The organism is Halopelagius inordinatus (genome assembly GCF_900113245.1).
Lineage (GTDB): Archaea > Halobacteriota > Halobacteria > Halobacteriales > Haloferacaceae > Halopelagius > Halopelagius inordinatus.
In genome coordinates, this window is sequence record NZ_FOOQ01000001.1 from 442,332 (window position 1) to 456,347 (window position 14,016).

Genomic DNA, 14,016 nt, shown 5'->3' on the forward strand with positions numbered 1-14,016 from the left:
AATCTCTCAGGGAGCGTGTTATCTCTGTTTCCCAGGCGAATAACAGTCATATTACTGACAGATAGAAGAGAATATGTTAATTCATCTCCATTTTCAACAATAGAACGCCATGGTAGACGACATGACATACACTGATATAATCAAGAGGTATACACATTACGTGAATAACTTCAGTAATGAAGTAGGTACGTTTGGGGAAGAGCCAACTGCCGAGCGCTTACAGGAGAAAGGTAACTACTCTTTGATCGGTATCTCTACTCCTCTATCAAGGAAATGTCTCCTAGAAAACAATTCTGATAGTCCTGGCATTCGTGATCTCTCTACAGAGACTCTTTCGCTTTTAGCAGTTGCACTAACGCGTCTACTGAGAATACAGATAGCAGATGATCACATAGAATATTGGGATTATACTACTGAGAGAATATCTGAATGGGATAATTCGTCACGAATTCCCTCATTAGTTTTGAATATAAAATTGATAAACGACCTGAGAAGGATTAAGCAGACGGAGAATACCGAAAGGGATTCTGAAAGTTTAGAACGAGTAGTTCAATATGGGCCTACCGTATCACTATATCTCGTGTATCCGACATTAGAGGGGTTAATCAAATACATCTGCCGAGAAGATATTGAGATGAATGGAGAAGTGAAGAAAGGAGGTAAGATCAGAAAATTAGGTCCAAAATCAGATCCAGAATATTATGAGGAAGAAAAGGTGAGTAGCATCGGGTCGTTACTATGGCATTTGGAAATGGAAGAAGGAGATGATATAGAAAGAACGGCATTAAAAGAGATGAGGAAGAAAATAGGTGAATTGTGGGATATAGATGAAGACTGTGTTTATGGATGGATTGGATCAAATCGAAATGAATCAGTACACGGTACAGAACGTCCCGGTACTGAATACAGTACAATGATGAACCTGATCTGTCTTGTTAGTTGGATTATTATCCAAAGGGAGACTTGATTTCCTTTTGCTGATCGAACTTTTCGTTACCTGTCCGTTCAATTGAGTGTGTCTGATCCACCCCTTTGAGGTTCGGTGCGGCGTTGACGACCTTCGACCAGTTATCGCCTATCGGACCGTCAGTGGCGACCGCTGCTCCTGGACGATCAACCCGTATTGGTGAACCATCACGGCGAACTCGTCTACTTGTTAAGGCAGTTGTGCGGCACGGTGCCGTAGTCGTCGATCGTTCTCCTTGATAGTCACTGGCTAAGTAACATCATGAACGCCATGCACGAGCCCCCTCAGAAGTGATGCCGTATTGATCAAAACTCCACTGTTTTGCGACCTGTCGATTTCCGCCGAGTACTCGTCGAAATCCGCCTTGAACACCACAAGGCATCGTACCGAATCCAGCAATTGACACAACTGAGATTCTCGAAATAACCGTCGTAGGCGATCGTAAAAACACGAAGGGTGCCGCCGACGTCCGAGACGGAGCTACGTATTGAAAAGAGTAGTAGACGGGTAGTCGATTAGGTGTCTACGACAGAACGCTGCTGTGCTGCGTAGAGGTGTCGAACTGCGCCGACGGTAAAGGCGAGTGCACCGAGGATCATCGGCGTGTCTCCGAGTGTTCGTGCCCACAGTAGTGTCTGGACGTGATCCTGTTCGTAGAACTCGAGGCTCCGAGCGACGGCATATCCATCCTGATAGGCGGTCTGTAGCTGCACGAATCCGATAGGGAGCAACGACGCGACGGACATGACGACGAGTCCAACGTTCGTCAGCCAGAACGTTCCGCGGAACCACGTCGGATCCCACGCGGCTTCGGGCGTGACGACGCGCAGAATATACGTGCCGAGACCGAGCGCGAGTAGACCGAACGCGCCGAAAAGCGAGGTGTGAGCGTGTGCAACGGTCAGGTAGGTCCCGTGTTCGTAGTAGTTGATAAGCGGGAGGTTGATGAAGAAGCCGAGTACTCCACCGCCCACGAAGTTCCAAATGCTACTGCCGACGATGAACAAGAGCGGTATCGTGTAGGGGAACGCCTCGTCTTGAGCTTTCAGCGACCGATATTCGCCGAAGCTTCGATAGAGGACGAACACGAGCGGGACGAATTCGAGGGTCGAGAAGGTCGTTCCGAGCGGGACCCAGAAGTCGGGGAGACCAACCCACCAGTAGTGGTGAGAGACGCCGACGATTCCCGCCGCCATGATCGTGAACACCTCGAAGAAAATCGCTTTTTCTGCGTCAGCTCTCTCGAGGAGATCCATCGACACCAGTGCGACGGAAATCACGGCGGTAACGAAGAACTCGAAGACGCCCTCGACCCACATGTGAACGACCCACCAGCGCCAAAACTCCGTGACCGCCATGTTCGTCTCGGGCGTGTAAAGCATGCTCGCGGCGAACATGAGCGCGATCGAGCCGCCAGCGTAGGTCATGAAGTGACCCAAGCCGGTCAGCGGTTCGTCCAGTTGGCGGACGCTACGGAGCACTAACCACGTCCAACCGGCGAAGGCGCCGAGCAGCCCGACCTTCCAGAGTCGGCCGACTTCGAGGTACTCGAGACCCTCAGAGCCGAGCAACCACCAGAGATCACCGTCCTCGGGCGAACCGAGTTTGCCGTGTGTTCCGAGCCAGACGCCCGTGAACGCGCCGACTGTCGCGAATACGAGCACGCCGAGTAGTGCAGTCGTACCTTCGGCCTGCCACGGCGGATCGCGATCGCTGAACAGTCCTGGCAGGAACAGCCCGCCCGCGAGCCACAGCGTCGTGATCCAGAGGATACCGAGGTTCACGTGCCAAGCACGACCGAGGGAGAACGGCACCAGCGAAACGATGTCGATTCCGAGTGCGTCCCCTATCCCGTAGAACCCGGTTCGTTCGACGTAGTAGTGGGCGAGCAGCGCACCGATCAGCGCTTGTGCGGCGAACAGCGCCCCTGCGACGGGGACGTACCACGCTGCAGCGTACTGGGTCGGTGTTATCGATACGTCATCGGGGGACGGGACGTCGATAATCTCGGTCGTCGGTTCGGCGAAATCGAGCGAGTGGTACGCCCAGACGCCGGCGCCGCCGCCAGCGATGAGGAGGATGACGCTGATCGTGCTCCAGACCAGTACCTGTCCGGTGGGTCGGTTCCCGGTTCCGGGCACGTACGGCCAGTCGTTCGTATAGGAGTGGTCCGAGCCGGGCCGGTTGGTGTGAGACATCCACGCCGTCCAACACGCGAAATCAGCGATTCGTCTGGCGTGATCGGCCGATCTGACGAACTTCGACGGAATCCCTCGTTCGGGTGAGCCGCCGTAGTACCGGTCGACGTACTGGTCCCGAATACGGTGATGTGCATAGGCTTCGGCCGCTGAGTACTGGATAACGGGCCCCTCCGGAGCATCCGCGTCGAGTTCCCGTTCGACGCGTTCTGCGATGACTGCCTGCTCGTCATCGTCGACTGCGTCGAACGAATCAGCACCTCGCTGACGAGCGTAATACTCACGCATGAACTCGGCTTTCAACGCCAGCGCATCGGCGGTGAGGTCGACCCCGAAGTACGAGCCGTTACCGAGGATCGAGCCCAGGTTCATGAGCCCGTTTGCCTGAAACGCCTTCTTGCCGAGTTGCACTTGCTCGTCCGTGACGATCAGATCCCCGTCCGGTCCGCGAATCTCGTCGGGAATCGGTGGTGCGCGCTCGTGGGATACCCACGCTCCGAGGCCCATCGCGACGAGATTAGCGACGAAGAGCGCGACGAGCGCCAGTGATCCGGTCGACTGTGGCCGGAGCGCCGCGAGATCGACACCTCCGTCGCCGTCTCCTGTTTCCAGTACCAGATTTGAGAGGAGTTCGAACAAGACGCGCTCTGGTGTTGCGGTTCCGGTACCTCCGTTAGTCAGACTCCCCGCCAGGGCCGAGAGCGTACGGGCGAGTGCACCATCACCGACCACGTCGTCTGAGAGGAGCGCCGTTGCCGCAAGCGCCGTCGCAGCCGACGGTCGACCAGCCTTCCGGTCGGACACTATCTCGGTCGCGTCGCTCGATCGGGTACCCGCGCTCTGTGAGCGCTCAGTTCCGGCCACGTCGCGCGACCGGTTATCGACTATCTGCGGTAGTTCCTGGGTCAGCGCTCGTTCGAGTTCGTGACCGACAGTCACGGCGTCCCGTTGGAGGGCATCTTCGAGAACGCGGTCGAGGGGTTGACCCGTCTCGATATTCAGTTCTGCACAGAGATGTGAGTACGCTTCCGTGAACCCGTGGTCGACTGTCTCCGACGCGTCTGACTCCGAGCACGCGTCCGACTCCGCCGATGGCCGTCTCGAATCGTCGGCAACGAACTGCTCGAGTAGTTCGTCCGTACTCGCGGTAGTCTCTGAGGCCAACTGGTTTCGGAGCGCTGTCAGTGTCTCGTCGTCGAGACGGGCTGCATTCAGGTCGTACCGCCGCAGGAACGACTCGAACGAATCGTCGGTGTTTAGATTTAGGTCGGACTGTTCACGGAGTTCGTCGACGGTTCGGTCCAGAACTCGTTCACACAGTTCGTTGACGGCTCGCTCGACGAGTCGTTCGCTGATGCCAGTCTCAGTTTCGGCCTCAGATTGCGCTCGTAGTTCGTCTATACCCCGATCGATCGCGTCGGCGACTTGCTCACCAGCCGTACGACGGACTCGCGTCGAAAAGCCGTTGACCGTCTCTTTTCTTGCTTTGAGACGATCTGTCACGTAATCGGTCGGATCGTGTGTCTCTGTTCCGCCGGACGAATCGCCTGTTGACAGAACACTCGTTATATCCATGATCTCTCCCTGTGTCCTGGTAACTAGTCTCAAAACTGTCGGATAACGGTGTGCCCGATATATGCAAGTAAAGGCGGTCGATCGGGCAGTTACCGTCGATAGATCTGGCTTGGATGCTCACTATCGAGGAGACACGAGTCATCGAAGTCGGCGACGAGATCTGCTTGGAGGCTATTTATCGATGCAACTTTTGTACTGAACGGTTGTCGGTCTGCTGTACTGAGCGGTCGGGCCCAAAGGTGAGATACTCCTCGGGACCTCCATCGTCATCCGCACACGCCCTCCCACTAATGGGGCGTGAGCCATCAGAGACGGTGATACTGTCGATAGAAGACACCGGGGTGATCGTACGGATGGAACCTGACAGTTGGAACGCGAGCACGGCAAGTACTACGTGGGCTACGGAGTCCCGCCGTTTCGGTCGGGTTTCTCGGGAATTTAGACTCCCCGCGCGCGGTTCTTGGAGGTCAATCTAACCGATGTCGCTCTCCTCGCCGCTCCCGTCGCACGATCCCGCCAGCGAACAGTCGGAGTTTGTCGACGGGGTCCGACTCCGTCTCGTACGTTTCGACTCGGAGGTCCCACCGCACCTTCGCCGATCGGATCATCGCGCTCGTGACGTCGTCTTCGTGAGCGAAGAGCAGCCGTTCGCCGTGCGTCTCCGAGAGCGCTTCGAGGATGCTTGCGGCCTCTTCTCCGACGCCGAAGTTGTGTCCGAGGAACGGTAGTACGAACGCAGTCGCGTTGCTACGTCTCGTGTACTCGGTGCTCTGCGTGGCCCATCACGTGCCGCAGACGGTGGACGTCCGAGACAGTCCACGGAACGGTCGCCACTCGGTCGTTCTCACCGTACGAAATCGACTATCGACTACTGCACAACAGACTAGAGTTATCAGCATTAGTGAAAAACGTGGTGACAGATGAACACCCAGATCACCTTCGTGCTCGACTCGTCGGGATCGATGAACTCGATCGCTGACGATACTAGAGGCGGTTTCAACGCGTTCCTCGACGATCAGCGCGGCGAGGCGGGCACGGCGACGGTCACGCTGTACGATTTCAATACGACCGTCGACCGGGTGTACGAGGGGTATCCCGTCACCGATGCCCCCGAACTCGACGACGAGAACTACAAGCCGGGCGGACAGACGGCGTTGTACGACGCTATCGCCCGGGCCGTCGACGAGACTGCCAAGAACATCTCCGGGATCGACCCGGTCGAACGACCCGACAAGGTCATCATCGTGGTGCTGACCGACGGGAAGGAGAACGCCTCCGAGACGCCTCAGGAGGCCGTTCGCGGCCGCGTCGAACACCGCCAGGAGGCCGACGATTGGGAGTTCTTGTTCATCGGCGCGAATCAGGACGCCGTGCTGACCGCCGAGAGAATGGGCATCGAACGGGAGAGGTCGCTGACCATGGCTCACGACGGTGAAGGGACCAGAGACGCCTACCGGTCCACGTCCGAAACCATCAGCGAGGCCCGATCGAACGGTACTATGAGCGGATTCGACGAAGCGGACCGCCAGCGTCAGGAGCGACCCGGGAACTAACGCCTACAGAGACCCCTTCAATCGCAGTTTTCCGTCTCGAAAGACAGATAAGAGAGTCGCAGGCTTCGATATCGGTAGTCTATCCTCGACTTCCTCTCTCTACGTTCCCCGTCGTCTCCAGGCCTGGACCACCTTCCAGAGGCTCCGGACACCGATTGCTGCGATGAACGAACCTATCGCCGTGAAGGCTAATAGCTCCATTAAACCACCCAACGAGGGCCTCCCTCTCAACGTGGACGCTGTGAGGAGATTCCAGAGCCACACTCCGAATAGATACGTCACGAAAACCCCGACCAACAGCAACACTACCCCCGAAACGACGTCCACGACCGGATCCGTACCGTCGGAATACCTCCCCACCGCGACGGTACCGACGATTGCAAACACCAATCCGAACCCCGTCGCTGAGAGCGTCACATTCCGCAACGACTCGTCCGTCTGGCAGCGCTCCCGTACCACCTCTCCATCGACTCTCGTTTCCGTGCACGTCGTCGTGGGAACCATCGTGCTTCCTACGACTCCTGCGACGCCGACGAGGATTAGCGAGGTTGCAACTGCAGTTTTCACGGCCGAGGACACCATGTCCTACGATAGCACACTCTACGATCAAATAACCTCTCTCGGTACCCGTCGAGAAACCGAGGATGTCGCCGAACGTCCGCGCCGAGGATCGGTCTCACAACCGAGTGGTCGATGTGCGAACGAAGTGAGCGGGGAGTAGTCGGGGCGTCAGGTCCGACGTACGTTCGAATCCGTCAGGGCTCAGACCGAGTGGGCGCCAGTTAGGCCGACCTACTTTGAGCCGTCGGGCGCTATATCCCCTATGGGATCTTTTGAATCTACGGAGAGCGGTGACCCGGACGGAGACGAACTGTCGGGACCGATCGGCCGCGCTATCGAGTGGGTCAAGGTGGGCGGCGACCGGTTACTCCTCACGGTCGGAATCTCCGCACTGATATTCGCGTTTCTCCTCGTCCTCCACGCTCTCGGCGTCGTCGAGTTCAAGAACGCAAACTCGGTCACGCGGTTGGCGAGCGGGATGATCGCGGGGTCGTTCTCTCTCGTCACGCTCGTCGTCTCGGTCAACCAACTGATCCTCTCGCAGGAGTTCACCCCGGCGGGCGAGCACCGCGACCAGTTCGAGGGCGTGATGCAGTTCCGACGGGACATAGAGGACCGAAGCCACGTACCGACCGCACCGGTAGAACCGGCGCGGATGATGACGGTGATCGCGGAGGCGATCGTCAGTCAGGCGGAGACGCTCGCCGACGCGGTCTCGGACCACCCGGACGAGGAGTTCGAGAGGCGAGTGACGGAGTACACAGAGCGTCTCGCCGAGAGGACCGAACGGTTCGACGAGCGGTTAGATCCCTCGAAGGTGGACGCGTTCGACGCACTCTCCGCGGCGGTGACGTACAACGACGGCTGGCAGATATCCGCCGTTCGCTCCCTTCGCAACGGCGCGCCGGAACTCACAGCGGAGACGGAGAGGGAGTTCGACGAACTGGTAGACAGGTTGCGGTTGTTCAGCACCGCCCAGGAGCATTTCAAAACGGTCTATCTGCAACGCGAGCTCACCCGGTTCTCGCAACTCACGATCTACTGCGGCGTTCCCGCGGTCGTGTCTGCGGCGCTTATCATCCTCGTCCACGGCGATATCGGCGGTGCGACGATCGAGATCGGATACGTGCCGTACGTGACGTCGTTTCTCGTGACGGTCGTACTCGTTCCGCTCGTCTTGCTCTCGGTGTACATCCTCCGAACGGCGACGATAACTCGTCAAACCTCGACCACGGGTCCGCTGTTGTTGGAGGAACCGACCAGAGAACGACCGGGAGACGTGACCGCGAACGACGCGGACCGGTAGCTCCGACGGAGGCTCTCACCCGCCGCCCTCGCCGCCCACTCGTCTGGCCGGTCGGCGGTTCCGGGTGCCGTCTACGGCTGAGGCCTCACTCCAACTCGAACGGAGGCATGTCGAGAAACGCCTTCTCGTACCCCTCGTGTCGGCCGACTTGCGGCGGCACGTCCACGGAGACGTTCACCTCGTCGTCCGGCGCTAATCCCGCCACCGACGCGCCGTAGTGAAATCCGAGTTCGGCGTCGAGACTCGGCGCCAACCGACCGCTGTACGTCTCGCCGTCCCCTACGTCCGCCGACAGCGCCATGCCCGGTATCGTGAGACCGCTGTGCGGCGTGCGCGCGGAGACGGCGAGGTACGGGTCGTCACCGAACCGGTCGGCTTCGACGAGGCTCCCGACGAACGCCGCGTCACCGCTCGCCCCGCGTCCGAGCGGCGTCCCCGGCAGGGGGTCCGGCGCGGTTCCGGTCGGTATCGCCTCCATCCGCATCGGTTCCAGCGCACCGCGCGTTCCCTGCTTTTCTTCGAGGAGCCTGTAGGGGATGTCGTTCAACTCGCGCTCTTCGAACTCGAACTCGATGCTTCCGGACGCGCCGTCGCCGAACTTCCCGTCGAGAGACCCGTACCGGGCGATATCGGTACCGCCGACGCTCACCCGAATCTCGTAGGTCCCGTCGCCGTCGAGGGGGAAGTTCGCGCCGTAGTGAAAGCCCATGCGCTGAGAGAGCATCGGATAGATGACCTCTTCGGACACCAAAGAGCCCTCGCGGACGATTTCGAGCGACAGACCGGCGTTCGGAACGACCGTTCCAGTCGCGGGGTCCCACGGCGTCGCCATCAGGTGGACGGCGTCGCTCGCCTCTACCGGCGTCTGCGTCGTCACGAACTCGCCGCCCTCGTTCTCGACGACCCAAAAGCGGTGAGGGTACGAGTACATCACTCCGACTCGCACGTCGTCTACGTCCGTCGTCCCGACCATCTCCATCCCCTCGACGTGCGTCGGGACGTACACCGCGTCGGGGCGGTTCTCGACGAGCGGCGGTTCGTCGCTCTGTGTCGTCTCGAAGAGGCTCGCCGCGCCGCCCAGACAGCCCGAGAGAGATCCGAGGGCGGCGGCACCGAACCCGCCGAGAACGCGGCGTCGCTGCATACTCCGACTCGGAGATGCGGGTGCATACGGGTTCTGGTGCGGCCGTCGAACGAGAGCCTCGGGCGGGAACGCGGCGACCGGTCGCCGCGGCCACCGCGGGGGTCCGACGCTCGAACGGCGGCGGCCGGAACGCCGCCTCACCCCGCGACCGGAAGCGAGACGACCCAAAGCGACAGGGCGGTGTAGCCGACCATCAGAGCGACGAGCGGAGCCTGCGCGAGGACCGTCCACCGCTTCGTGAGCGCTCGTGTCTCCTCGAAGCGGTCGCCGGACGCGGGTCGGCGGGCCGTCAGGAGTCGCCTGACTGCGGCGACGGCGGCGACGACGGCGACGACGTGACCCGCGACGACGAACGCCACCTGCGAGAGCCAAAACAGCGGCACGGAGAGCCACCAGAGGGGGTCGAACGACTCGAACCCCGAGAGAGTCGGGAGGCGGCCGAGGTACGTCGCGACGAATCCGTAGTTGTGCGCGACTTCGTACGCCGCCGCGACGGGGAGAATCGTCCCGCCGAACGCGACTGTGGCCGCGTCGAGCCGTCCGCCGTCCGGTTCCGCGCCGGTCGCCGACACAGTCGCGTCGCGTCCGGACTGGCCCCGTGCGGCGCGCACGAGTCGCGCCACGGCGACGGCGACGGCGAGATACGCCACGAGAAATCCGAACAGTCCCGCCTCGTAGAGGACGACGCTCACCTCCGGACCGGCGCCGAACGCCTCTCGAACCCCGGCGTAGATGTCCCAGTAGACGGACGACTCGGCGAACCCGTCGAACGTCACCGTGTACACCATCGCCACGGCGAAGGCGGTCAGCGTCCGCGTCGATAGCGGCGTCGAACAGTCGCGCCACGGCGCGCGGAGTTCGGCGGTCCATCCCCCGTCGTCGCGAGTCGTCACGGAGAAGGGGGCCGACCGACCGAGGAGGCCGTACAGCACCTCGAAGACGTCGCCGCGTTCGAACCACTCGCGACCGAAGAACAGAGCGCAGACGAGAGAGACAAGAGCGTAGACACCGACGACGACGGCAGTCGCCGTCGGACGTTGCGGGATACGCGTGAGATTCTCCGTGATGCCGACGAGGACGAGGAACCACGCGAGTGCGGGCCAGTGACCCAACGTCTCCGGGTACGATCTGAGCCGTATCTCTCCGCCCGCGAGGTGACAGAGGGCGTCGTACAGCGTCCGCCACGGCGACAGCACTCGCCACGGACTGCCGGCGAGGACGGACGCCAGAGCGACGCCTTTCAGCCATACCACCCACGTGAAAAGCGTCGCGAAGTTCCGGGCGGCCGCCCGCGGCCCCGTGAGACCGGCGACCAACACCCAGACGAACGCGAGGAGAAACGCCGCCCGGGCCGCCAGACTCACCGACCGACCGACCGCACCCGGAACCTCGACGACCCGTCGTCGGACCGTCGGCGTCTCCGCTCCCGTCGCGAGGATAGCCGCGGTGACTCCCACCGCGACGGCGGCCCCTCCGGCGACGAATTCGACGGGAACCGGCGCGTCGAACCGCGAGGCGAACTGGTGTGCGGCGACGGGGCGGGCGGCCAACGAGACGAGGAGTGTGACGAACGCCGCCCGTCCGACCGTTCGTCGTCGCCTTCGTCTGCCCGTAGTCATACGGGGCTCGTTGCCGTGCGAGTCACAAAACGGAGTCGGTCCGGCGTCGCCCTTCGCGGTGGACACCACCGCGTCCCGCGTTACGCCGTCGTGATGGCGGTGAAGTCGTCGACGGGCATCACGGAGTAATCGACGCTCAACGTGTCTTTCGTCGCGCGGATGCGCCCGACGAAGTTCGAGATATCTTCGAGTTCTCCTTCGAGGACGAAAAGCTCCATGCAGTAGTGGTTCCCCACGTGGTTGTGGAAGTTCGAGGCGACGAGGCCCTCGAACTCGTGGCGCAACTTCATCATCTTCTCCTCTACGGCCGTCGTCTCGAAGTCGAAGATGACCGTGACGACGGCCATCAGTTTCCTGTCTTCGAGTCGCTTGTCCTCGAACTCGCCGAGGAGGTTTCGGGCCGCCTCGCGGACGACTTCGCTTCGTCCGGTGTAGCCGTGTTCGCCCGCGAAAGAGTCGATGCGCTCCAACAACTCCTCCGGCATGGAGACACTGACAACGGTCATGTATTAATCCACGCCGCATCCGGTATTAAATACTGGTATCGCCGTCCACGGACTCCGCGGCGGACGACGCGCCCCGTTCCGCGACTGCCTCTCGGCCGCCCTCCTCCGCGACCGTAGTTTATTATAGTATTCTAACTAATCATATAGTAGAAATGTCCATGGCAGCTGAAACGGCCGAAGACGAACTCGCCGAATCGAGCATCCACGAGGTGTTGAGCAACGACCGCCGTCGGATGGTTATCGAACACCTCCAGCAGAGCGACGAACTCACCCTCCGCGAACTGTCGGAGCGAATCGCGGCGCAAGAGACGGGCGAGTCGCCGCCGCCGCGCAACATCCGCCAGAGCGCGTACGTCTCCTTACAGCAGACTCACATCCCCAAACTGGTCGGACTCGACATCGTAGAGTACGACGAACGCGAGAAACTGGTCGAACTGAAGCGGTCGGACAAAGTCGAGGTGTACATGGAAGTCGTCCCCGAGGGCGAGATAACGTGGAGCCAGTATTACGCCGGACTCGGCGCTCTCGGCGTGGTCGCGACGGCGGCACCCGCCGCGGGCGTCCCCGGGTTCGCGTCGGTCGGCGGGGTTCCCATCGCCACCACGGTGTTCCTTCTCGTCCTCTGTTCTGCGCTCTACCAGCGGTATCGACAGGTACGAGACTGAGTCCGGTTTCGACGACGCCCGCCCACGTAGTTTTTTGACCGACACGGCCGACGAGAGTGTTCGTTCGCAATCGTAACTGCACGTTCGTTTTCGACGCTCGGGAATCGGACGGGCGTTGAAGTGGGACCGACGCGAACCCCCGGACGACCATGACGTACCAAGTCGTCGTCAGCGACGTCCACATGATTCGTCCCGAGGCGATTCGGGACCACCTCGGTGACGCCGCGGAAGCGACGTTCGCGGAACTCGGCTCCGTCGAGGCCCTCGTAGCGGAGTGCGAGGCGGTCGATGCCGACGCGGCCATCACCGACGTCGCCACGCCGGTACCGGCGGCGGTGTTCGAGACACTCGACCTCTCGGTCGTCGCGCGTGCGGCCGTCGGGTTCGACAACATCGACGTTTCGGCGGCCGCCGACGCGGGTGTGACGGTCACTCACGTCCCCGGCTACTGCACCGACGAGGTGGCGACGCAGGCGCTTGCGCTCCTTCTCGCGTGCGTCCGGGCGGTTCGAGAGTACGACGAGTCTGTCAGACGCGGCGAGTGGGCCGCGTTCCCCTCGCGGAACCTCCACCGCCTCCGCGGACGAACGCTCGGGTTCGTCTCGTTCGGCGCCATCGGGCGGCGACTGGCCGAACTCACCTCGGGGTTCGGCGTGGACGCCGTCGCGTACGACCCGTACCTCGACGAGTCCGAGACGGAGGACGTCGGCGTCGATGTCGAACTCGTCGGGTTCGAGGAACTGTTAGAGCGGTCGGACTACGTCTCCGTCAACGCGCCCGCGACGCCGGAGACGCGCGGCATGTTCGACGCCGACGCGTTCTCGCGGATGCGAGCGGAGTCGATACTCGTCAACACCGGGCGGGGGGCCGTCGTAGACGAGGACGCTCTCGTTTCCGCACTCGACGCCGGCGAAATCGGTGCCGCGGGGTTAGACGTCTTCGAGTCGGAACCGCTCTCTCCGGAGTCGCCGCTGACCGACCGCGAGGACGTGGTGCTGTCGCCGCACGCCGGATGGTACTCCGAGGAGTCAATCGAGGAACTCAACCGCCGAGTCGCATCGGACGTGCGGCGGGTCCTCCGCGGGGAGACGCCGGAGTCGCCCGTCGACCCCGAGTGGGCCTGACGAGGGCGGTTCGACTCAGGCGTACGTGTCTCGGACCGTCCGCGCGAGCATCCCGTCGCGTCGGAACGCGATGTAGACGACGAGGAACGGTTCGTCGGCCGGTCGGAGCACGAACACCGCCCGCGGTTGTTCGCTCTCGGGGGCGCGACCCTCGTTTGCGCGCTCGACGAGGGGTTCCAACGGCGTGACGCCGCTTTTGAACTCCTCGAACAGGTCCCGCGCGCCCGTCTGTTTCGCGAAGACGTAGAGCGCGCCGTTCGGGTCGCCGTCCGTGTCTCTCGTCACGCGACTGTTCATCGCCTCGCCGTCGGCCTCCGCGGCCCACCACGTCTCCTTTGCCGCCTCGAACATCCCGGTGACGCCGTCGAGAAACTCGAACGTCGTCTCTGCGACCACCTCGACGGACTCGAACCGCGGGTCGCCGTCCGTCCACGCGAGGTGGGCGTCCACGAGGTTCCCGGATTCGAGCGATTCGACCGTCTCCCCGAGGGTGCTGTCGTACCCCGTCGCCGCGACGTACGTCGGCCCGAACACCTCCTCGTCCTCGCCGTCAGCGTCGGCAGACTGCGTCTCGTCAACGTCTATCAGGAGAAGTTCGTTCGGGTCGCGCGGCCGCCCGAGCACGCGGTATCGACCCGTCGTCGTCAGGTCCATACCCGACGGTTGCGGGCGGCGGTGAATAAGCCGGGCGATTCCGGCGGGAGAGAGAGCGGTGGACGGGCGAGTCCGCCACCGGAACGTGCGAGATGGGTGCCTCGACGATGGTTGCGCTGGCAGGCGTCCGAACCATCGGTTACC

The 14,016-nt window shown here is 61.6% G+C and carries 11 protein-coding genes and 1 pseudogene; 5 read left to right on the forward strand and 7 right to left on the reverse strand.

Annotation, left to right across the window (positions count from 1 at the left end):
• Positions 1 to 109: 109 nt before the first annotated feature.
• Positions 110 to 967 (forward strand): hypothetical protein, encoded by an 858-nt coding sequence (locus tag BM167_RS18045; RefSeq protein WP_143095457.1) that lies wholly within the window; start codon positions 110 to 112, stop codon positions 965 to 967.
• Between the two features lie 515 nt (positions 968 to 1,482).
• On the opposite strand, the gene BM167_RS02445 is transcribed toward BM167_RS18045, so the two are convergent.
• The gene (locus BM167_RS02445; RefSeq protein ID WP_218153757.1) at positions 1,483 to 4,029 is read right to left on the reverse strand and encodes a nitric-oxide reductase large subunit; all 2,547 of its coding nucleotides are present in this window, start codon (positions 4,027 to 4,029) and stop codon (positions 1,483 to 1,485) included.
• Positions 4,030 to 5,207: 1,178 nt separating this feature from the next.
• Positions 5,208 to 5,519, reverse strand: a pseudogene (locus tag BM167_RS18745) (DUF7509 family protein); the annotation flags it as partial.
• A 141-nt stretch (positions 5,520 to 5,660) separates the two neighbouring features.
• Here BM167_RS18745 and BM167_RS02455 point away from each other — a divergent pair.
• On the forward strand, positions 5,661 to 6,293 hold the full coding sequence (locus tag BM167_RS02455; protein ID WP_092888219.1) for a vWA domain-containing protein: 633 nt from the start codon (positions 5,661 to 5,663) through the stop codon (positions 6,291 to 6,293).
• A 99-nt stretch (positions 6,294 to 6,392) separates the two neighbouring features.
• Here the strand turns inward: BM167_RS02455 and BM167_RS02460 are convergent, their stop codons facing one another.
• The gene (locus tag BM167_RS02460; protein ID WP_092888222.1) at positions 6,393 to 6,875 is read right to left on the reverse strand and encodes a hypothetical protein; all 483 of its coding nucleotides are present in this window, start codon (positions 6,873 to 6,875) and stop codon (positions 6,393 to 6,395) included.
• A gap of 241 nt (positions 6,876 to 7,116) precedes the next feature.
• On the opposite strand from BM167_RS02460, the gene BM167_RS02465 reads away from it, so the two are divergent.
• Positions 7,117 to 8,160, forward strand: a complete 1,044-nt coding sequence (locus BM167_RS02465) for a DUF7972 family membrane protein (protein WP_092888224.1) — start codon at positions 7,117 to 7,119, stop codon at positions 8,158 to 8,160.
• A gap of 85 nt (positions 8,161 to 8,245) precedes the next feature.
• Here BM167_RS02465 and BM167_RS02470 read toward each other — a convergent pair whose 3' ends face one another.
• The 3 genes from BM167_RS02470 to BM167_RS02480 form a co-directional block, all read right to left on the reverse strand.
• Positions 8,246 to 9,304 carry a DUF7350 domain-containing protein gene (locus BM167_RS02470; protein WP_092888227.1) on the reverse strand — a complete coding sequence of 353 codons (1,059 nt, stop codon included), beginning with the start codon at positions 9,302 to 9,304 and terminating at the stop codon, positions 8,246 to 8,248.
• Positions 9,305 to 9,441: 137 nt separating this feature from the next.
• Positions 9,442 to 10,923, reverse strand: a complete 1,482-nt coding sequence (locus BM167_RS02475; RefSeq protein WP_092888230.1) for a hypothetical protein — start codon at positions 10,921 to 10,923, stop codon at positions 9,442 to 9,444.
• Between the two features lie 80 nt (positions 10,924 to 11,003).
• The gene (locus BM167_RS02480) at positions 11,004 to 11,429 is read right to left on the reverse strand and encodes a CopG family ribbon-helix-helix protein (protein WP_092888233.1); all 426 of its coding nucleotides are present in this window, start codon (positions 11,427 to 11,429) and stop codon (positions 11,004 to 11,006) included.
• A 158-nt stretch (positions 11,430 to 11,587) separates the two neighbouring features.
• Here BM167_RS02480 and BM167_RS02485 point away from each other — a divergent pair, with 158 nt between their 5' ends.
• Together BM167_RS02485 and BM167_RS02490 are read left to right on the forward strand one after the other, a co-directional pair.
• A complete protein-coding gene (locus BM167_RS02485; RefSeq protein ID WP_092891042.1) occupies positions 11,588 to 12,094 on the forward strand; it encodes a DUF7344 domain-containing protein in 507 nt (168 codons plus the stop codon).
• A gap of 149 nt (positions 12,095 to 12,243) precedes the next feature.
• Complete coding sequence (locus BM167_RS02490) at positions 12,244 to 13,218, forward strand: C-terminal binding protein (protein ID WP_092888236.1); 975 nt, start codon at positions 12,244 to 12,246, stop codon at positions 13,216 to 13,218.
• Between the two features lie 15 nt (positions 13,219 to 13,233).
• On the opposite strand, the gene BM167_RS02495 is transcribed toward BM167_RS02490, so the two are convergent.
• On the reverse strand, positions 13,234 to 13,872 hold the full coding sequence (locus BM167_RS02495) for a DUF6663 family protein (protein WP_092888239.1): 639 nt from the start codon (positions 13,870 to 13,872) through the stop codon (positions 13,234 to 13,236).
• Positions 13,873 to 14,016: the final 144 nt, after the last annotated feature.